We start from the raw sequence: 18,438 nt of genomic DNA, 5'->3' as shown, positions 1-18,438 counted from the left end.
TCGAGATTGTCGCCGGATTCGTTGAGCAGCTCGCGCCAGTCCGCGTCTAGCAGGCGGGGCGCGAAGCGCTCGCGGATCAGCCCGCCCTGGCCATAGCGGCCGTTGGAGTTGAAGCCGTAGCCGACGACGCGGCGGCCGTCGCGGACCACATCGGTGATGACGGCGACCAGGCTCGTCGTCATCTTGGAGAAGTCGATATAGGCGTTGCGGATCGGCGAGGCGATCGGCTGCGTGATCTCGCGGACGTCAACGATGCGCATGCTGCTCTGCTCCCTTTTCCCGCGCTTATGCCCCGGCCCGCACCGGCTGGCCACTGCCGCGCCGGGGCGGCGCCATGCGCCCGCGGCGGTTTCGCGAGGGCGGCAGGCTCTGTAGGGTCGCGGCGATCATCCGCAGTCGCAGGGAGCAGCATGACCGTTTCCGAACCGAGCGCCGGCCGTCCGGCGCTCGCCCATTGGCTCTCCACCGGCAACAGCATCACCCAGCAGTTCATGGCGATCGGCGGCCAGGCGGATTTCGTCAGCCTTGCCGGCGGATTGCCGGCAGCCGAGCTCTATCCGGTCGAGGCCATCGCCGCGGCGAGCGAGCGGTCGCTGACGCGCTGGGGCTCCGCCATCTTCGAATACGGACCGATCGAGGGGCTTCCGGCGCTCCGGGCGGCGGTCGCGGCAAGGGTCTCGGCGAGCAGCGGGCGCCGCTTCGGCCCGGAAAACGTGCTGCTGACCACCGGCGCGATGCAGGGGCTCGACCTCGTCGGCAAGGTGCTGGTCGATCCCGGCGAGCTGATCGTCTCGCAATTCCCGACCTATCTCGGCGCGCTCGACGCCTGGCGGCCGCGGGCGCCGCGCTATGAGAAGCTCGACTGGAGCCTGCAGCGGCCCGGCCATGACGCGGCGCTGCGGCAGGCCAAGTTCGTCTATGCCGTGCCGAACTATTCGAACCCGACCGGCGTGCTCGTCTCGCAGGCCGAGCGCGCCGCGCTGCTCGACAAGGTGCTGGCGGCGGGAACCTGGCTGGTCGAGGACGATCCATACCTGCCGCTGCAATTCGACGGGCCGGCCGGTCCGGGTATCCTCGCTCATCACGCCGCGCGCCAGCCGAACGGCGCCTATGCCGGGCCGGTGATCTATCTCGGCACGCTGTCGAAGAGCCTGGCGCCGGGCCTGCGCGTCGGCTGGATCGTCGCCGAGGCCTCGATGATCGCGGCGCTGGCGCTGGCCAAGCAGTCGACCGACATCGCGTCCAGCCTGCTGACGCAGGCGCTGGCGCTGGAGATGATCGAGAGCGATTTCGAGGCGCAGCATACCCCGCAAATCGTCGCGACCTATCGCGAGCGGCGCGATGCGCTCTGCGCGGCGGCGGGCGAGCATCTGGGCGAATGTTTCGAATGGGAGGTGCCGCCCGGCGGCATGTTCGTCTGGATGCGGGCGAGGACGCCGGAGATCGATACCGACGCGCTCTATGCCCATGCCCTGCAGGAGAAGGTCGCCTTCGTGCCGTCGAGCGTCTTCGATCCCGAGGGGGCGCTGAAGAGCGCGATGCGGGTGAACTTCACCCGCTCGGCGCCCGAGGTGCTGACCGAGGGCGTGCGCCGGCTGGCGCAGGCGGTCCGGCGCCAGCTCGCCGCGCGGCCCGGCCGGGCGGCTTGACGAGATCCATTAGGCAACCGTCATTCCGGCCGCAGCCCTCGGGTCCGACCTTCGGTCGGCCCAAGGATAAACTCCGCGAAGCGCCGGAATCCATCGGAAGGCTCCCCGCTCTACGATGGATCCCGGGTCTGCGCTGCGCTTGCCCGGGATGACGCGCGTCTCAACGAACCAGTCCAACGGAAATCAGGGGAACATCGCCATGCCGACCCGTCTCGCCACGCCCGCCAATCCCCGCCTGCCCGACGCGCTGGTCGAGGCCTGGAAGGCGGTGCCGAGCTCGGTGATCGCCGACCAGCTCGGCGGCTCCGGCCATGCCGATCCGCGCATCCGGCCGATCCGGCCCTTCGCACCCGGCAAGCGGCTGGTCGGACAGGCGATCACCGCCTGGTGCGAGCCGGCCGATTACGGCCCGGTGCACCACGCCATCGCGCTGGCGCAGGCCGGCGACGTGGTGGTGGTCGCGGCCGACGGACGGCGCGACGCGGCGATGATCGGCGACCTGCTCGGCGGCGCGGCGCGCCTGAAGGGCATTGCCGGCGTCGTCGTGGACGGCGCGGTGCGCGATGCCGGGCCGGTCTCGCAATGGCCCGATTTCGTCTTCTTCGCGCGCTGGATCATGCCGCGCGGCCCGTCCTCGATGGAGCGCGGCATCGTCAACGGGCCGGTGGTCTTCGGCGGTGTCGCGGTCCAGCCGCATGACCTCGTCGTCGGCGACGATGACGGGCTGGTCTTCGTGCCGCATGCGCTCGCCGAGGCGAAGCTCGCGCCCTGCCTGGCGCGGGTCAAGGCCGAGGGCGAATGGGAGAAGCTGCTCGCCGCCGGCGCCTCGACGGTCGAGACCTTCAAGGTGCCGGCGCTGGAGAAGCTCTGAGCTAGTTGCGGGTGCCCGGCAGCTTCGGCAGCGGCAGGAACTCGACGCCTTCCTCATGCAGCATGCGGGCATCGTCCGGCGTCGCCTCGCCATAGATGGCGCGGTCTTCGCCTTCGCCGTGATGGATCTTCAGCGCCTCCTGCGCGAAGCGCGGCCCGACATGCTCGGCGTTCTTGGCGACATGCTCGTGCAGGGCGGTCAGCATGGCGCGGAAGGCGACTTCCTTCTCGCCCATCAGCGCAACGGGGGCCGGAGCCGGCGCAGCCGGCGCGGATGCAGCAGCGGCAGGGGCGGGCGTTTCGGCCGCCTCGGCCGGGTGCGAGCCGCGGTCGGTGCGTGCGACGGCCGGCGCCATGACGCCGCGCTCGATCCTGGCGCTGTCGCAGAACGGGCAGGAGACCAGGCCGCGCTTCGCCTGCTCGTCGAAGCCGGAGGAACTGGCGAACCAGCTCTCGAAGCCGTGGCCATTGTCGCAGATGAGGGCGTAGCGGATCATGTCGTTTCTTGCTTGGGCGCGATGCACCTGAGATGGGGCCGCGCGCCTGCCGCGCCAAGCCCGCTGTGCCGCGTCATTCGGCGGCGTCGCGCTGCGGGCTCTCGGCGCGCCTGGTCTCGACCGCGAAGGAACGGGTGTGCCGCAGGGTCGGGATGCGGGCCCGGGCATCGGCGACCAGCGCGAGATCGATCTCCGCCATGATCACGCCCGGCTCGTTGCCGGCTTCCGCCAGCACCCGGCCCCAGGGGTCGACGATGATCGAATGGCCATAGCTCTCGCGGCCGTCCTCATGCAGGCCGCCCTGCGCGGCCGAGACCATGAAGGCGCCGTTCTCGATGGCGCGGGCCCGCTGCAGCACCTGCCAATGCGCCTCGCCGGTCTGGCGCGTGAAGCAGGCCGGCGCGGTCAGCATGAAGGCACCGGCCTCGGCCTCGGCGCGGTAGAGATAGGGGAAGCGGACATCGTAGCAGATCGACATCCCGACCAGCCCCCAGGGCGTCTCGACCAGGGTCGCGCGCTCGCCGCCGCTGAAGGTGTTCGACTCGCGCCAGGTCTCGCCATTGGGCAGGTCGACATCGAAGAGATGGACCTTGTCGTAGCGGGCGGCGATGTTGCCCTCGGGGTCGATCATATAGGCGCGGTTGGCGATCTTCTCGCCGGCCTGGACCGAGATCGAGCCGATCTGCAGCCAGATCTTCCGGTCGCGGGCCGCCTCGCGCAGGCCGGCGAGGACGTCATGGGCCTCCTCGCTCTGGCAGGTCTCGCGCAGGCGCTTCGTGTCGCGCTCGCAGAGATTGGTGACCTCGGGCGTCTGGACGAACTGCGCCCCGGCGGCGGCGGCTTCGCCGATCAACCGCACCGCATCGTCGCGGTTGCGCAGCGGGTCGCGCGTCGAGCGCATCTGGACGCAGGCGGCGATGAAGCTCGTGCGGGTCATGGCCGTCTCCTCATGGCAATCTCGTTCATGCAGCCAGCAGGGCGTCGAGCTTGCCGCCGGCGTCGAGGGCGTGAAGATCGTCGGAGCCGCCGACATGGCGCCCGCCGATGAAGACCTGCGGCACCGAGGTGCGTCCGCCGGCCCTGGCCGTCATCGCCCGGCGCAACTCGGGCTTGCCGTCGACGCCGATTTCCTCGAAGGCGACGCCCTTCTTGTTCAGCAGAGCCTTGGCGGCGTGGCAATAGGGGCAGGTGCTGGTGGTGTAGATCGTAACTGGCGGCATCGTCCTGATCCGGTTCGCATCCTCTGCGCTGCTATATAGGGATCGCTCACGCCTCCGTCACGACCCGGGCGAAGGTCAGCACGTCGACGGCGCTGGCGCCGCCGCGCAGCAAGGCGCGGGCCGCGGCATTGGCGGTCGAGCCGGTGGTCAGCACATCGTCGACCAGCAGGACCCGCCTGCCCTCGAGCCGGGCGCGCATGGCGGGCGCGACCTTGAAGGCGCCCTGCAGGTTCTCCGCCCGCTGCGCCCGCGTCAGCCCGATCTGCTGCCGCGTCCGCTTGACGCGGGCCAGCGCCTGGCGCTCGCAGGGCAGGCCGGCCTGCCTGGCCACCACCTCGGCCAGCGCCGCCGCCTGGTTGAAGCGGCGCGTCCACAGGCGGAAGCGATGCAGCGGCACCGGCACGACGAGATCGGCCTCGGCGGCGAGCTCGCGCCCGGCCTGCGCCGTCATCCGCCCCAGCATCAGGGCAAGCTCGAGCCGGTCGCCATATTTCAGCCGGTGCACCAGTTCGCGCGCCGTACCGTCGAAGCGGCAGGCGGCGCGCGCCCTTGCGAAGACCGGCGGGTCGGCTATCGCCGCCGGCGAGAAGAGGCCGGCGCCGAGATCGACCTCGAAAGGCGTGCCGAGGCGTTCGCAATAGGGCCGCTCGATGAAGCTCATCCCGGCCCAGCAGGGCGCGCAGAGCCCCTGCGCCTCGCCGGTGGCGGCGCGGCAGGCGACGCAAGCCGGCGGATAGACCAGTCCGATGACGCCTTTTAGCCCGGCACCGAACCAGCGCCGGCCGGCGTGTAGCGCGCGGCCGGAGAGGATTGCCATCGTCCCTGGCGGCGTTTGCGGAAGGCTCATGCCGCCCGCGCCCGACTGGAGGATGGATCTTCGTTTCTCGCCGGGAGGTCTTGCCAGCCCATAACAATCGGCGAAGCTCGCCCTATCTCAAGCGGGAAGGCGCGCACCCGGCCAGGAGGCCGGCGTGCCGCTCCCGTCCCACCCGGCCGCCCGGCCGCTTCCCGACAAGGATCGCCAAGATGAGTCATTCCGGTGCTTTGCCCAGCCCTTCGCTCCCCGCCCTGTTCACGCCCTTCCGCCTCGGCGATCTCGAACTGAAGAACCGCGTGGTGATGGCGCCGCTGACCCGCAACCGCGCCAACAAGCATGATGATGCGCCGAATGCGCTCAATGTCGAGTATTACCGCCAGCGCGCCGGCGCCGGGTTGATCATCACCGAGGCGACGCAGATCTCGCAGCAGGGCCAGGGCTATATCTGGACACCGGGCATCTATCGCGACGAGCACATCGCCGGCTGGAAGACGGTGACCGACGCGGTGCATGCCGCCGGCGGCGTGATCTTCATGCAGCTCTGGCATGTCGGCCGCGTCAGCCATCTTTCGCTGCAGCCCGGCAACCAGCCGCCGGTCGCGCCCTCGGCGCTGCAGGCGAAGACCAAGACCTATATCGAGAGCGGCTTCGCCGAGGTTTCCGAGCCGCGCGCGCTCCGGCTCGACGAGATTCCCGGCATCGTCGCCGATTTCGTCCGGGGTGCGCAGAACGCCAAGGCGGCCGGCTTCGACGGCGTCGAGCTTCATGGCGCGCATGGCTATCTGCTCGACCAGTTCCTGCGCGACGGCTCGAACAAGCGCGACGACGCCTATGGCGGCTCGATCGCCAACCGCGCCCGGCTGACGCTGGAAGTGGTCGATGCGGTGACCAAGGTCTTTCCGAAGGAGCGCGTCGGCATCCGGATCTCGCCGGTGAGCCCCGCCAATGATGCGCGCGACCGCAATCCGCAGGAGGTGTTCGGCTATCTGGTGCAGGAGCTCGACCGCCGCGGCATCGGCTTCATCCATGTCGTCGAGGGGGCGACGCGCGAGGCGCGCGACTACCTGCCTTTCGACTACCAGGCCCTGCGCAAAGCTTTCCGCGGCGCCTACATCGCCAATAACGGCTTCACCCGCGCGCTCGCCGTCGAGACGGTGGCGAAGGGCGAGGCCGATCTCGTCGCGTTCGGTCGGCTCTTCATCGCCAATCCCGACCTGCCCGAGCGGCTGCGCCTCGACGCTCCGCTGAACGAGCCCGACGCGGCGACCTTCTATGGTGGCGACGCGAAGGGCTATACCGACTATCCGGCGCTGGGCCGGCCGGCGGGCGCGCCAGTGGCGGGGTGAGGCGGCGCGAGCCTTGCCGAAGATGGCGCCGGTGGCGGCGCAGCGATGGCGAAGCCTGCGCGGCGGGCCCCATGCAGCTTTTCTGCCGCAAGCTCACGGAAGGGCTTGCGGCGGGCGCGAGGCGCGATTATACGAACGGCCTTGCCGCGCTGCTCCCATCGTCTAGCGGTCAGGACGTCGCCCTCTCACGGCGAAAACCGGGGTTCGATTCCCCGTGGGAGCGCCATTCGCGCCAACTGAGCCTGTAAGGCTTCTTCCCTCTTCCTGTCCCAGCGCTGCTGCTTGGCCCTGCCTACAGCAAATCTGCCGATCAGCGCGAAGCGCGGCGTACCGTGCGGGTGACGGAGGGGCCGGTGAGCGCGCCGGCGGCTCCGCCGACGACGGCACCGACCGGTCCAGCGACCATTGCGCCTGTGCCGGCACCAACAGCTGCCCCGCCGATGCGCTGCTCGACGGTGTTGCCGCAGGCGCCGAGGATGAGGGTTGTCGCGGCGAGTGCCAGAGCAGTCATGCGCATGTCAGCGTTTTCCAAAAAAGTGAGCCGGTTGCGGTCTGCTCCGGTCCGGTTGCGGTCAGAGCAGGCAAAATCAGGCTTTTGCATGGCCGCGATGCCGGCCTGACATCGCCCGCCGGCTCTTGCCCCCCAGCGCTCAAGCCACCTGGCGTCACTCGACTGTCATCCATGACTTCTACTGCGCATGCATCCTTGAACCGAGAGGCCTATGGATGCACAATATCCCCATGGACGCCAAAATAACCTTGGCCGCCTTCGCTCTTTTTGTGTTCTCGGCGCTAGCCATCATGGCGGAGGTCACGACGTAGCCTGCTTCTCGGTCGCCCACTGCAGGAGAGCCGCCCATGTACGAAGAGCAGATGAAGCAGTTTCGCGCTCGTGCGATCGAAAAGACCCTGCGCGCCGGCTTGCCCGCTTACGTCATGGATGAGGTCTGGGGCGAAGGCGTCATTCGATTCCGTACCGATGGCGTCAAGGAGCGGATTATTATCGTGCGGGGCAAGGCGGTGGTCGAGCCCGTCGAATGCCGCGCCGGCTGGCGCTAAGCTGCCACGCCAACTTCTAAGCCTACCGCATCCGGCCAGAGCACGCGCCGATCAGATTGCTACGCAACCTGGTCAGATCATGCGTTCTCTATCAATAGGTTAGAGACGGATTCACCGATCAGATTGATTCAATCTGATCGGATTCGGCTCCAGCGCTCCACGACCATGGTGGACGCGCCGAACGCACTGGCCACCGCCAGGTTCGAGGATTAGGGATTGGTTAAATGGATCACTGTAATCGTCTGAGTACATTTTGAATCCGCCGTTTGGCGGATGCCTATATTTTTCGCAATCACGAATTGATTTGGCGACTGGTCTCGCCCCCTGACGATCTTGAATAGCATCCGCAAGGAGCGGATTCCCGTTAGGAGAGCCAAATGCCAGATGACAACGTTAACGTTGTTGGCCTGTCGGCCGACATCGTCGCTGCGTATGTTATGAATAACTCTATTCCCACGTCCGAGCTTCCCAGCCTGATCGTGAGCATTCACGCCGCTCTGAGCAGTCTCGGCAAGGAAACGGCGGCGCCCGCTGCAGAGAAGCTGGTTCCTGCTGTGCCCATTAACAAGTCGATCAGGCCTGATGCAATCATCTGCCTGGAAGACGGCAAATCCTTCAAGATTCTGAAAGGTCACATCGCCAGTAAATACGGGCTTTCACCTGACGAATACCGGATCAAATGGGGCCTTCCGCCCGATTATCCGATGACGGCGCCGGCCTATGCCGAAGCCCGCTCGCAGATAGCCAAGGCCGCCAGGTTGGGCAGGAAGGCAGTGAAGACGGTCCCCAAAGGACGCTGGAAGGCCGCGTAGTTTACAGCGCCGGCCCCTGCGGGCCGGCGCTGCCAAACTGAAGGGCTCGACCACCGGCACGGAACCGCCGAGCAAGCCAGCCGTTCAATCGCAAGGGGGGGCACAACAGGAGGCCACCATGCGCGACGGAAGCGGAAACAAGTTGACGCCCGAAGAGCAACGGAAAGTAAAAAAGATTCAGGGCGCGCCGGATAACGATTCGACGAGTTCGGTGTCGATCAATCCGGAATCCGACAAGGACACCGGGTCGGCCGATAAGCCAAATCCGAAACCGGATGAGAAAACTGCGATCGGCGGCGGCGAGTAGGTTAGTCGAAAAAGTCGTTAGCCGGCTTATCCGAGGTATCGCTCGGCCTGAGCCGTCAAACGAGGCCAAAACGCATGACCTGGCCGCCCACTGAACCGGGGCGGCCTTTTCGTCGCCATCGCCGCGCTTTTCCCGCCGCGCGATAACGCAATCTACACTCCGCAGCCCCTACTGATGGCGGCGATGCCGGAGCATCGCATTGCCGCCTTGCACCGGCGCGGCCGGAGCGGCCGTGCGCGCCGGCACGCGGGGGTGGGTTCGATGGACATGTCCGTAAGCGGCAGCCGTGCCGGCGTGCTGCGTGGCGTCGTGGATCCCTCGCTGCTGCGGGACGAGCTGCTTTCCGAGATTTTCGCGGCATCAGCGGCACGGACGCCGCAGCGCATCGCGATCGTCTTCGAGGACCGCCGCGTCAGCTATGCCGAGCTCGACGCGCAGGCCGACCGGGTGGCGCGGGCGCTGCGGGCGCAAGGTGTGAAGCCCGGGCAGTTCGTCGGCCTGTGGATGTCGCGCTCGCTCGACCTGCATATCGGGCTGCTCGGCATCCTGAAGAGCGGCGCGGCCTATATCCCCTTCGATGTCGACGCGCCGCCGGAGCGGATCGGCGAATGCCTGAGCGACTGCGCGGCGAAAATCATCCTGACAGACGCGGTGACCGCCGGAAAGCTCGACCGCGCGCTGCCGGCAACGGCGCGCCACTGCCTCGACCTCATGGCGGAAGGCGGCGAGGGCGGCCCGCTCGACCTGCGCGCCGACGGCGTCACGCCGGAAATGCCGGCCTATGCGATCTACACCTCGGGCTCGACCGGCAAGCCCAAGGGCATCGTCATCGAGCACCGCAACATCTGCCATTATCTGCGCTCGTCCAATTCGATCTACGGGATGACGCAGGACGACGTCTCCTTCCAGGGCGCCTCGGTCGCCTTCGACCTGTCGCTGGAGGAGATCTTCGTCCCCTATCTGGTCGGCGCGACGCTGTGGGTCGCCTCCGCCAAGGTGCTCGGCGAGGTCGAGCGGCTGCCGGCGCTGATGAACGAGGCCGGCATCAGCGTGCTCGATACGGTGCCGACGCTCCTGGCGATGTTGCCGCAGGACGTGCCGAGCCTGCGCATCATCATTCTCGGCGGCGAGGCCTGCCCGCCTTCCGTAAAGCAGCGCTGGTGCCGCCCGGGCCGCAAGATCTTCAACTCCTATGGCCCGACGGAAGCGACCGTGGTGGCGACGGTCGACGAGGTCACGCCCGAGGAGGCGGTGACCATCGGCGTGCCGATCCCGAACTACACCTGCTATGTCGTCGACGAGCAGATGCGGCTGGTCGGCCCCGGCGTCGAGGGCGAGCTGCTGATCGGCGGGCCGGGCGTCGCGCAGGGCTATCTCGGGCGGCCGGAGCTGACGGCCGAGAAATTCATCGCGAATCCGTTCGGGCCGGTGGCCGATGATCCCGTGCTCTATCGCTCCGGCGATGCAGTGAGCGTCGCCGAGAACGGCAAGATTCTGTTCCATGGCCGCATCGACGACCAGGTCAAGCTGCGCGGCTTCCGCCTCGAGCTCGGCGAAATCGAGGCGCGCCTCTCCGATCTGCCCGGCATCGCCCAGGCGACGGTGGTGCTGCGCCGCGACGACGGCATCGACCGGCTGGTCGCCTTCGTGGTGCCGGAAGCCGGAGCCGGGCTCGACCGTTCGCAATTGCGGAGCGCGCTCAAGCAGACCCTGCCGCCTTATATGGTGCCCTCGCATTTCGAGGAGATGGCGGTGCTGCCGCGCCTGACCTCGGGCAAGGCCGACCGCAAGGCGCTGAAGCTGGCCCCGCTCAGCGCGCCGGCCGAGAGCGAGGAGCAGGAGGAGCCGCTTACGCCGACGGAGGCGGCGCTGCTGGCGGCGGCAAAGCCGCTGTTCCCGGGCCAGAACATCGGCTTCGACGCGGATTTCTTCGCCGATCTCGGCGGCCATTCGCTGCTCGCCGCGACCTTCCTGGCGGCGGTGCGCGGCAATCCGGACCTGCCGGCCATCACGCTGGAGGACATCTACAGCCTGCGCAGCCTCAGGGCGATCGCCAGCCGCCTCGACGAGCGCGAGCAGGCTTCCGGGAAGCGCAAGCGGCTCGACCTCAGCTTCACGCCGGCGCCGCTGCTGCGCCGGATGCTCTGTGGCCTGGCGCAGCTCGCCTGCCTGCCGCTGCTGCTGCTGGCGCTGACCGGGCCCTGGCTCACCATCTTCGTGACCTATGAGCTGATCTCGAGCGACGAGAAGATCGAGTTCCACGAAATCCTGATGCTGATGGGCGTCTACATGCTGGTGACGCTGGCGGTGGTCGTCGCCGGCATCGTCGGCAAGCGGCTGGTGCTGTGGCGCACCAGGCCGGGGCGCTATCCGGTCTGGGGCGTGTATTTCTTCCGCTGGTGGCTGGCGCGGCAGCTCACCGCCTTCATCCATCTCAACCGCATGCAGGGCACGCCGCTGGCGCCGTTCGTCCTGCGCCTGCTCGGGGCGAAGGTCGGAAGCCGGGTCTATTTCAGCGGCTTCGACGCCGGCGCCGTCGACCTCGTCGAGATCGGCGACGACGTCACGCTCGGCGGCAAGCTCAGCATCGCCAATGCCGAGGTGATCGGCGATGAGCTCGTCATCGGTACGGTCTCGATCGGCCGGGATGCCTATATCGGCACCTCCTGTGCGCTCGGCCATGACAGCGTCATCGGCGAGGGCGCGGAACTCGCCGACCTCACCGCGCTGCCGCCCGGAACGCGGGTCGGCGCCTTCGAGCACTGGGACGGTTCGCCCGGCCGCCAGGTCGGCACGGTCGACCCCGCTACTTGGCCGCAGCAGGCGCCGGCGCCCTCGGCGCTCACCCAGGCGGGGCAGAGCGCCTATTACGGCCTGATGGTGCTGCTGATGCCGGCGCTCGGCCTGCTGCCGATCTTCCCGGCCTTCTATCTGTTCGACCGCTACGACACGGTGCTGCAGGCGTTGATCGGCGTCGATTATCACTGGTTCCTGCCGGTGCTGACCTGGCCGACGGCGATGATCATGATGCTCGGCACGGTGCTGCTGGTGGCGGCGATCCGCTGGATCGTGCTGCCGAGCGCGCCGGCCGGGACGAAATCGATCCATTCCGGCTTCGCCCTGCGCAAATGGACGGTGGCGCTCGCCTCGGATGTCATGCTGGACAGCCTGAGCTCGCTATTCTCGACCATCTACATGCGGGTCTGGTACCGGCTGATGGGCGCCAGGATCGGCAAGGACACCGAGATCGCCACCAATTTCGCCGGGCGCTACGACACGATCGAGATCGGCGACCACTGCTTTATCGCCGACGAGGTGGTGCTGGGCGACGAGGATGTCCGCCGCGGCTGGATGACATCCGGCCATGTCCGCACCGGCTCGCGGGTGTTCATCGGCAATGATGCCGTGCTGCCGTCCGGCGTCGTCATTCCCGACGGCGCCCTGATCGGCATCAAGTCGAAGCCGCCCGCCGGCCAGCCGATGCTGCCGGGCGAGACGCGCTTCGGCAGCCCGCCGATCCTGCTGCCGGGCCGCCAGCGCTTCGACGATGCCGACATCGCCAAGACCTTCAGGCCGCCGGCCTGGCGGCGCGCGCTGCGGGCGGTATTCGAGCTGTTCAGCGCCTCGATGCCGACGATGATGTTCATCACGCTCGGCACCTTCGCCGCCGAATACGTGCTGTTCCCGGCTCTCGGGAAGGCAGAGAGCTGGGCGCAGTTCGCGCCGCTCTTCATCGCCACCTGCGTCGCCTGCTCCTTCATCCTGGCCGGCGTGGTGCTGGCGGTGAAATGGCTGATGATGGGGGTCTACCGGCCCGGCAATCACGGCCTGTGGTCGTGGTGGGCGCTGCGCACCGAGGCGATGACGACGCTCTACTGGGGCACCGCCGGGGCGCTGCTGCTCAACGCCCTGCGCGGCACGCCGATGCTGCCCTGGGCGATGCGGCTGTTCGGCGCGAAGGTCGGCAAGGGCGTCTTCCTCGACAGCACCGACATCACCGAATTCGACTGCGTCCGCGTCGGCAACCATGCCGCGATCAACGCGACCTCCAATCTCCAGACCCATCTGTTCGAGGACCGGGTGATGAAGGTCGGGCGCATCGAGATCGGCCAGGGCAGCGCGATCTCGGCGCTGACCACGGTGCTCTACGACACGAGCATCGGCGACTATGCGAGGCTCGGCTGCCTCACCATCGTGATGAAGGGCGAGGCGATCCCGCCCCATACCCAATGGGCGGGCGCGCCCGCCCAGCCGGCGGTCGCTACATAGAAGGGCGGCGCCTCGGGGCTCAGCGCACTGGCGGGGCATATTGCAGGCCGCCCTTGGTCCAGAGGTTGTTCAGGCCGCGCGGGATGGCGAGGCGCGATTTCGCACCGAAATTGGCCTCGTAGGACTGACCGTAATTGCCGACCAGCTTGACGATCCGGTAGGCCCAGTCCTTGCTCAGGCCCAGCCCCTCGCCGAGATTGCCGTCGACGCCGAGGAAGCGCTTGATCTCGGGATTGGCCGATTTGAGCTGCTCGTCGACATTCTGCGAGGAGAGGCCGAGCTCCTCGGCGTTGACCATGGCGAAATGCGCCCATTTCACCAGGTCGGACCACTGCTCGTCGCCCTTGCGGGTCGCCGGGCCGAGCGGCTCCTTGGAGATGATCTCCGGCAGCACGACGAAGGCGGCCGGGTCGGCGAGCTTCAGCCGGTAGGCGAACAGCGCCGAGGCGTCGGTCGAGAACACGTCGCAGCGCCCGGCCTCGAAGGCCTTCACCGCCTCGTCGCCGGCATTGAAGGCGACCGGCTCGTATTTGATGCTGTTGGCCCGGAAGAAGTCGGCGAGGTTGAGCTCGCTGGTGCTGCCGGTCTGGACGCAGACCGAGGCGCCGCCCAGATCCTTGGCCGATTTCACGTTCAGCGCCTTGCGGACCAGCAGGCCCTGGCCGTCATAGTAGTTCACCGCGCCGAAATCGAGCGCGACCGTGGTCTCGCGCGACAGCGTCCAGGTCGTCTGGCGCGCCAGGATGTCGATCTGCCTGGAGGAGAGCGCGGCGAAGCGGTCCTTCGGGTTCAGCGGGGTGAAGCTGACCTTGGAGGCGTCGTTGAAGATCGCGGCGGCGACCGCCCGGCAGATATCGACGTCGAGCCCGTTCCATTTGCCCTGCGCGTCCGGCAGCGAGAAGCCGGGCACGCCGGGGCTGACGCCGCAATTGACCGAGCCGCGCGCCTTGGTGTCTTCGAGCGTACCCGCCGAGACGGCGAGCGCCGGCAGCGTCGCCGCGAGTGCCAGCGCGGCGACCTTGAAAGCCGATGTCATGTTGTCCTCCCGTTCTTGTCGTTGAAGGCCTAGTCTTTGGAGATCCCGTTCCCGAAAGTGCCGGCGATCGCGGCCTGCAGCATTCCGATGATCGCCTTGCGCGTCTCGAAGGTGATGCTGGCGTAGTGCGGCTGCAGCACCACGTTGTCGAAGGCGAGCAGGGCCTGGTCGAATTGCGGCTCGACCGCGAAGACGTCGAGGCCGGCGCCGGCGATCCGCCCGTCCTTCAGCGCCGCGATCAGCGCCGCCTCGTCGACGACGGAGCCGCGCGAGATGTTGATCAGGATGCCGTCCGGGCCGAGCGCACCGAGCACGCTGGCGTCGACCAAGTGCTGCGTCGCCGGGCCGCCCGGGCAGGTCAGGACGAGATAGTCGGATTGCCGCGCCAGTTCGGCGATATCGGCGATGAAGGGATAGGGCGCGCCCGGCTTCGGGCGCGGCCCGGAATAGCGCACGGTCAGGCCGATGCCGGCTGCCTGTTTCGCGACCGTCTCGCCGATGCGGCCGAGCCCGACGATGCCGCAGCTCTTGCCGGAGACCCGGCGCGACGGGACCATGCGCTCGCTCGCCCAGCGCCCGGCGCGCATGAAACGGTCGGCGCGGACGATGTTGCGCGAGGTCGCGTAGATCAGCGCGATGGCGAAGTCGGCGGTGTCCTGCGTCAGCACGTCGGGCGTATGCGCGACCGTGATGCCGCGGGCTTTCGCTGCCTCAAGGTCGATCTTGTCGAGGCCGACGCCCTGGCAGGCGATCAGCGCGAGATCGGGCAGGGCGTCCATCAGGGCAGCGTCGGCGCCGGCCATGCTGGTCGTCAGCGCGACGCGGATGCCGGGCGCGGGCGGCCAGACGCCGTCAACGCCGCGGACATGGTCGCGCAACGGGTAGTCGGCGGAAAGCGCGTCGCGCAGATCCTTCGGCACCGGGGTGACGACGAGGACGGTGTCGGCGGCAGAGGTCATGGCTTGTCCGTGCTGGCGGAGGCGGCGCGGGCCGCGCGCAAATCGTCGAGAATCCCCGGCATCGCCTGCTCGGCCTTCGCCTGGAGCGTGTCGTAGAGGCTGTTGCCATGGGCATCGATCGCGACCGTCAGCGGCCCGAGCTGCTCCACGCGCAGCTTCACGATGCGGTAATGCGAGATCATGTCGTTCCAGCTCACCGAGACGACCTCGCGGATCGCTTCGGAGAGCACGGTGCAGCCGCCGCCGAGGAAGGAGAGATAGACGCAGCCGACCTCCTTCATCGCCTGCGCGCAGGCGCTGTCGAGCCCGCCCTTGCCGCCGACGGCGCGCAGGCCGAAGGCGCGGATCAACGTCGGCATATAGGGGTTGAACCGGGTGCTCGTCGTCGGGTTGAGGTAGAGCACGTCGAAGGCGCCGTTCTCCTCGGTGTTGTAGCTGCCGAGATGAAAGAAGCCGGCATTGGTCAGGTCGGTCGGCAGCTCGGTGCCGCCCTCCAGGCATTTCATGATGCGCTGATGCGTCGGCAGCCCGGCGGTCATGACGATCTCGCCGTCGAGATAGACCATGTCGCCGAGCGCGAGCTTGCGGATATCGGCTTCCTCGACCGGGAAGGTCAGCGTGTAGGTCTGTCCCATGACGGCTACTCGTAGAGGCTGACGGAGCCGTCAGCCCCGATGCGCGCGCCCATGCGCCGATTGATCCAGCAGTTGAAGCAGACAGCGACCGGCACGAAGCCGTGGCTCGCCGCGTAGTTGACGTGGACGGCGAGCGCGGTGGTGTCGCCGCCGGTGCCCATCGGCCCAAAGCCGGTGGCGTTGACCGCCTTGGTCAGGCGCTCCTCCATGTCCTTGAGGATCGGCTCGGCATTGAGCGAGCCGAGCGGGCGCAAAGTCGCCTCCTTGGCGAGCTTGGCGGCGTAGTCGAAGGTGCCGCCGATGCCGATGCCGATGACCACCGGCGGGCAATGCTGCGAGCCGGCCTTCATCACGCAATCCATGACATAGGTCTCGATCGTCTCCAGCGAGGGAAAGCTGAAGATCTCGAGCGCCGCCCAGCGGCCGGAGCCGAGCGCCTTGGGCGAGCACATGATGTCGATATGGTCGGCGCCGGCTATCACGTCGAAGGTGGTGATCGGCATCTCCTTGCCCTTGTAGCCGCGCTCCAGGGTCAGGGGGTTGGTGACGTGCTTCAGGATCGGCGGCTGGATCGTCGCGACGAGATGGTCGAAGCCGTCGGAGATCGCCTGCTTGATGTCGAAGCCGAGCCGGGCATTGCTGCCGAGCTTGACGAAATAGACCGGGATGCCGGCATCCGAGCAGACCAGATGGTCCTTCTCCTCGGACTTGATCGCGCTCTTCAGCATGAAGGCCAGGGTCTTCTTCGAGACCTCCTTGGTCTCGGCCTCATAGGCGCGCCGCAGCGCGTCCTTGGTGTCCTCCGGCACCTTCTTCAGCGCCGCCTCGTAGAGCTGCGCCGCGACCGACTTCACGAGATCATAGGTGATGGCCATCGGCGGTCTTTCGGAGATCTTCGACAGGGGAGGCCGGCGGCGCATCGTCGCCGGCCTCGTTCCATCGGCAGCGGAGGCTACCGCCGCAAGCTTGAAAGGTCAATAGACTGACCTTTAAGATTTAGAGCAAGGCGGCGACCCGGGTCAGCGCTTCCTCGGTCGACGCCAAATCGGAGACCAGCGCGATGCGGATATAGCCCTGGCTCGGATTGGGGCCGTCGCCATGCTTGGTCAGATAGGCCCCGGGCAGGACCTTGACGCCGCCCTCGGCCCAGAGCCTGCGGGTCGCGGCCTCGCCATCGCCGACATTGAGCCAGAGGTAGAAGCCACCTTGCGGCCGGTAGAAATCGAAGCGGCCGGCGAGCAGCCGCTCGGCGATGTCGAACTTGGCGCGGTAGAGCGCCCTGGTCTCGTCGACATGGGCCTCGTCGCGCCAGAGCGCGGTCGCCGCCTCCATGGTGGCGAAGGGCGTCGCGGCGCAGGAATAGGTGCGCAGCCGATTCAGGAGGGCGATCGCCTGGGGCGAGCCGGCGCTGAAGCCGGAGCGCAGGCCGGGCGCGCTCGAGCGCTTCGACAAGGTGTGGCAGACCATCAGATTGTCGAGCGAGCCGCCGAGCGCGGCTGCGACCTCGAGCGCCCCGGTCGGCGGGGTGTCGGTCGAATAGATCTCCGAATAGCACTCGTCGGCGACCAGCAGGAAGTCGTGCTTGCGCGCCAGCAGCAAGGCCCGCTCGAGATAGGCGAAGTCGGCGACGGCACCCTGCGGGTTGGCCGGGGTGCAGAGATACATGATCTGCGTCCGGTCGAGCGTCTCGGGCGTCAGCGCATCGAGATCGGGCAGGAAGTTCGAGGCCTTGGTCGCCGCGAGGAAGACCGGCTCGGCGCCGGCGAGGACGGCAGCCCCGACATAGACCTGGTAGAACGGGTTCGGCATCAAAGCGAGCGGCCTGGGGCCGCCTCCGTCCGGATTGATCGCGACCGTCGCGGCCATGTAGAGCGCCTCGCGGGTGCCGGCGCAGGGCGCGATCATCGTCTCGGCGTCGATCATGCCGGCCGGCAGCCTGTAGCGCCGGGTCAGCCAGGCGGCGCAGGCGGCGCGGAATTCCGGCGTGCCGTTGATCGGCGGGTAGCGGTTCCAGCTGTCGCTGCGCGAGGCGATCAACTCGTTGACGAAGCCGGGCGGCTGGTGCCGCGGCTCGCCGACCGAGAGGTCGATCGGCGGGCGGTTGGAGGCGGGCGTCGCGCCGGCGATCAACTCGGCCAGGCGGCGAAAGGGATAGTCGCGCAAACCCTCGATGCGCTGGTTCAGCATGGTCTCAACGTCCCTTGAAGACAGGTTGGCGCTTCTCGATCGCGGCGCGGGAGGCCTCGCGCGCATCCTCGGTGTGCAGGAGGCGGGTGCTGTAGGTCTGCTCCAGCGCATAGCCGTCCTCGACCGGCATGAACTCGACCCGGTTGAGCGCCTCCTTGCCCAGGCGCAGTCCGAGCGGCGCCTTCGAGGCGATGACGTCGGCGAGCGTCCGGGCGGCGTCGCCGAGGTCGGAGAGCGGGAAGACGCTGTCGACGAAGCCGGCGCGCCAGGCCTCCTGGGCGCCGATCGGCTTGCCGGTGAAGAACATCCGCCGCAGCAGGCCCTGCGGAATGTGCCGGCCCATATGCGCGGTGCCGCCGCAGCGCCCGACATTGATCTCGGGCAAGCCGAAGGTGGCGTTCTCGGAAGCCAGGCGGATGTCGCAGACCGAGGCGATGACGCAGCCGGCGCCGAGCGCCGGGCCGTTGACCGCGGCGATCACCGGAATGGCGCAGTGGCGGATGGCGCTGAAGGTGCGGCGGACGACCGCGGCGCGCGCCTCGTCATCCTCGACCTTGGCGGCCATGAACTCGTTGAGGTCCAGCCCGGCGCAGAAGGCCTTGGCGCCGGTTGCACCCAGGATCGCGCAATGCACGTCCATGCGCTGGCCGATCTCCTCGAAGATGTCGGCGATCTCGGCATAGAGCGCGAGGGTCAGCGCGTTGACCGGCGGCCGGTTCAAGGTGACGCGGACGACCTCGCCATGGGTTTCGACCAGGATTTCGCTCACAGAGAT

General features: G+C 68.0%; 18 protein-coding genes, 1 tRNA gene and 1 pseudogene. 8 read left to right on the top strand and 12 right to left on the bottom strand.

What is annotated here, in order from left to right:
* Nucleotides 1–260, bottom strand: a pseudogene (locus V6M56_RS10075) (mandelate racemase); the annotation flags it as partial.
* Between the two features lie 150 nt (nt 261–410).
* On the opposite strand from V6M56_RS10075, the gene V6M56_RS10070 reads away from it, so the two are divergent.
* Complete coding sequence (locus tag V6M56_RS10070; RefSeq protein WP_332683339.1) at nt 411–1,649, top strand: aminotransferase-like domain-containing protein; 1,239 nt, start codon at nt 411–413, stop codon at nt 1,647–1,649.
* Between the two features lie 199 nt (nt 1,650–1,848).
* Nucleotides 1,849–2,520, top strand: coding sequence for an RraA family protein (locus V6M56_RS10065; protein WP_332683337.1), 672 nt, complete (start codon nt 1,849–1,851; stop codon nt 2,518–2,520).
* 1 nt (nt 2,521) lies between these two features.
* On the opposite strand, the gene V6M56_RS10060 is transcribed toward V6M56_RS10065, so the two are convergent.
* The 4 genes from V6M56_RS10060 to V6M56_RS10045 all read right to left on the bottom strand — a co-directional run bounded on the left by V6M56_RS10060 (nt 2,522) and on the right by V6M56_RS10045 (nt 5,083).
* On the bottom strand, nt 2,522–3,016 hold the full coding sequence (locus V6M56_RS10060; protein ID WP_332683335.1) for a DUF1178 family protein: 495 nt from the start codon (nt 3,014–3,016) through the stop codon (nt 2,522–2,524).
* 73 nt (nt 3,017–3,089) lie between these two features.
* Nucleotides 3,090–3,953, bottom strand: coding sequence for a carbon-nitrogen hydrolase family protein (locus V6M56_RS10055; protein WP_332683333.1), 864 nt, complete (start codon nt 3,951–3,953; stop codon nt 3,090–3,092).
* 25 nt (nt 3,954–3,978) lie between these two features.
* Nucleotides 3,979–4,236 (bottom strand): glutaredoxin 3, encoded by a 258-nt coding sequence (gene grxC / locus V6M56_RS10050; RefSeq protein WP_332683331.1) that lies wholly within the window; start codon nt 4,234–4,236, stop codon nt 3,979–3,981.
* A 46-nt stretch (nt 4,237–4,282) separates the two neighbouring features.
* A complete protein-coding gene (locus V6M56_RS10045) occupies nt 4,283–5,083 on the bottom strand; it encodes a ComF family protein (RefSeq protein ID WP_332683329.1) in 801 nt (266 codons plus the stop codon).
* A 179-nt stretch (nt 5,084–5,262) separates the two neighbouring features.
* Between V6M56_RS10045 and V6M56_RS10040 the strand changes: the two genes are divergently transcribed.
* Both V6M56_RS10040 and V6M56_RS10035 read left to right on the top strand, forming a co-directional pair.
* A complete protein-coding gene (locus V6M56_RS10040; protein WP_332683327.1) occupies nt 5,263–6,399 on the top strand; it encodes an alkene reductase in 1,137 nt (378 codons plus the stop codon).
* Nucleotides 6,400–6,550: 151 nt separating this feature from the next.
* Nucleotides 6,551–6,625: transfer RNA gene (locus tag V6M56_RS10035), tRNA-Glu, on the top strand.
* Between the two features lie 84 nt (nt 6,626–6,709).
* Here the strand turns inward: V6M56_RS10035 and V6M56_RS10030 are convergent.
* A complete protein-coding gene (locus V6M56_RS10030) occupies nt 6,710–6,916 on the bottom strand; it encodes a hypothetical protein (RefSeq protein WP_332683325.1) in 207 nt (68 codons plus the stop codon).
* Between the two features lie 341 nt (nt 6,917–7,257).
* Between V6M56_RS10030 and V6M56_RS10025 the strand changes: the two genes are divergently transcribed.
* The 4 genes from V6M56_RS10025 (at nt 7,258) to V6M56_RS10010 (ending at nt 12,846) form a co-directional block, all read left to right on the top strand.
* Entirely contained in the window at nt 7,258–7,458 is a 201-nt protein-coding gene (locus tag V6M56_RS10025) for a hypothetical protein (RefSeq protein WP_332683323.1), read from the top strand.
* Nucleotides 7,459–7,835: 377 nt separating this feature from the next.
* A complete protein-coding gene (locus V6M56_RS10020) occupies nt 7,836–8,270 on the top strand; it encodes a Ros/MucR family transcriptional regulator (protein ID WP_332683321.1) in 435 nt (144 codons plus the stop codon).
* Nucleotides 8,271–8,388: 118 nt separating this feature from the next.
* Nucleotides 8,389–8,577, top strand: coding sequence for a hypothetical protein (locus V6M56_RS10015; protein WP_332683319.1), 189 nt, complete (start codon nt 8,389–8,391; stop codon nt 8,575–8,577).
* A 261-nt stretch (nt 8,578–8,838) separates the two neighbouring features.
* Nucleotides 8,839–12,846 carry a Pls/PosA family non-ribosomal peptide synthetase gene (locus V6M56_RS10010; protein ID WP_332683317.1) on the top strand — a complete coding sequence of 1,336 codons (4,008 nt, stop codon included), beginning with the start codon at nt 8,839–8,841 and terminating at the stop codon, nt 12,844–12,846.
* 19 nt (nt 12,847–12,865) lie between these two features.
* Here V6M56_RS10010 and V6M56_RS10005 read toward each other — a convergent pair whose 3' ends face one another.
* The 6 genes from V6M56_RS10005 to V6M56_RS09980 all read right to left on the bottom strand — a co-directional run bounded on the left by V6M56_RS10005 (nt 12,866) and on the right by V6M56_RS09980 (nt 18,432).
* Complete coding sequence (locus V6M56_RS10005; RefSeq protein ID WP_332683315.1) at nt 12,866–13,882, bottom strand: amino acid ABC transporter substrate-binding protein; 1,017 nt, start codon at nt 13,880–13,882, stop codon at nt 12,866–12,868.
* Between the two features lie 29 nt (nt 13,883–13,911).
* Entirely contained in the window at nt 13,912–14,841 is a 930-nt protein-coding gene (locus tag V6M56_RS10000) for a 2-hydroxyacid dehydrogenase (RefSeq protein WP_332683313.1), read from the bottom strand.
* A complete protein-coding gene (locus V6M56_RS09995; protein ID WP_332683312.1) occupies nt 14,838–15,476 on the bottom strand; it encodes a fumarate hydratase C-terminal domain-containing protein in 639 nt (212 codons plus the stop codon). Before V6M56_RS09995 ends, V6M56_RS10000 begins: the two co-directional genes overlap by 4 nt.
* A gap of 5 nt (nt 15,477–15,481) precedes the next feature.
* Entirely contained in the window at nt 15,482–16,351 is an 870-nt protein-coding gene (locus V6M56_RS09990; RefSeq protein ID WP_332683311.1) for a fumarate hydratase, read from the bottom strand.
* 121 nt (nt 16,352–16,472) lie between these two features.
* On the bottom strand, nt 16,473–17,663 hold the full coding sequence (locus V6M56_RS09985; protein WP_332683309.1) for an aminotransferase class I/II-fold pyridoxal phosphate-dependent enzyme: 1,191 nt from the start codon (nt 17,661–17,663) through the stop codon (nt 16,473–16,475).
* Nucleotides 17,664–17,667: 4 nt separating this feature from the next.
* Nucleotides 17,668–18,432: an enoyl-CoA hydratase-related protein gene (locus tag V6M56_RS09980; protein WP_332683307.1), complete on the bottom strand. Its 765-nt coding sequence runs from the start codon at nt 18,430–18,432 to the stop codon at nt 17,668–17,670.
* Nucleotides 18,433–18,438 lie beyond the last annotated feature (6 nt).

Origin of the sequence: Allobosea sp. (genome assembly GCF_036675845.1) — a bacterium.
In the GTDB taxonomy this organism is placed as follows: Bacteria; Pseudomonadota; Alphaproteobacteria; order Rhizobiales; family Beijerinckiaceae; genus Allobosea.
The sequence above is the reverse complement of the archived record's forward strand: the minus strand, read 5'-3'. Positions and strand labels throughout refer to the sequence as shown.

Coding starts and splice junctions, on each gene's coding strand:
- V6M56_RS09995 (WP_332683312.1), bottom strand. CDS start 15,476: ATGGGACAGACCTACACGCTGACCTTCCCGGTCGAGGAAGCCGATATC.
- V6M56_RS10045 (WP_332683329.1), bottom strand. CDS start 5,083: ATGAGCCTTCCGCAAACGCCGCCAGGGACGATGGCAATCCTCTCCGGC.
- V6M56_RS10020 (WP_332683321.1), top strand. CDS start 7,836: ATGCCAGATGACAACGTTAACGTTGTTGGCCTGTCGGCCGACATCGTC.
- V6M56_RS10040 (WP_332683327.1), top strand. CDS start 5,263: ATGAGTCATTCCGGTGCTTTGCCCAGCCCTTCGCTCCCCGCCCTGTTC.
- V6M56_RS10000 (WP_332683313.1), bottom strand. CDS start 14,841: ATGACCTCTGCCGCCGACACCGTCCTCGTCGTCACCCCGGTGCCGAAG.
- V6M56_RS10065 (WP_332683337.1), top strand. CDS start 1,849: ATGCCGACCCGTCTCGCCACGCCCGCCAATCCCCGCCTGCCCGACGCG.
- V6M56_RS10055 (WP_332683333.1), bottom strand. CDS start 3,953: ATGACCCGCACGAGCTTCATCGCCGCCTGCGTCCAGATGCGCTCGACG.
- V6M56_RS10005 (WP_332683315.1), bottom strand. CDS start 13,882: ATGACATCGGCTTTCAAGGTCGCCGCGCTGGCACTCGCGGCGACGCTG.
- V6M56_RS10070 (WP_332683339.1), top strand. CDS start 411: ATGACCGTTTCCGAACCGAGCGCCGGCCGTCCGGCGCTCGCCCATTGG.
- V6M56_RS10060 (WP_332683335.1), bottom strand. CDS start 3,016: ATGATCCGCTACGCCCTCATCTGCGACAATGGCCACGGCTTCGAGAGC.
- V6M56_RS09985 (WP_332683309.1), bottom strand. CDS start 17,663: ATGCTGAACCAGCGCATCGAGGGTTTGCGCGACTATCCCTTTCGCCGC.
- grxC (WP_332683331.1), bottom strand. CDS start 4,236: ATGCCGCCAGTTACGATCTACACCACCAGCACCTGCCCCTATTGCCAC.
- V6M56_RS09990 (WP_332683311.1), bottom strand. CDS start 16,351: ATGGCCATCACCTATGATCTCGTGAAGTCGGTCGCGGCGCAGCTCTAC.
- V6M56_RS10030 (WP_332683325.1), bottom strand. CDS start 6,916: ATGCGCATGACTGCTCTGGCACTCGCCGCGACAACCCTCATCCTCGGC.
- V6M56_RS10010 (WP_332683317.1), top strand. CDS start 8,839: ATGGACATGTCCGTAAGCGGCAGCCGTGCCGGCGTGCTGCGTGGCGTC.
- V6M56_RS10025 (WP_332683323.1), top strand. CDS start 7,258: ATGTACGAAGAGCAGATGAAGCAGTTTCGCGCTCGTGCGATCGAAAAG.
- V6M56_RS10015 (WP_332683319.1), top strand. CDS start 8,389: ATGCGCGACGGAAGCGGAAACAAGTTGACGCCCGAAGAGCAACGGAAA.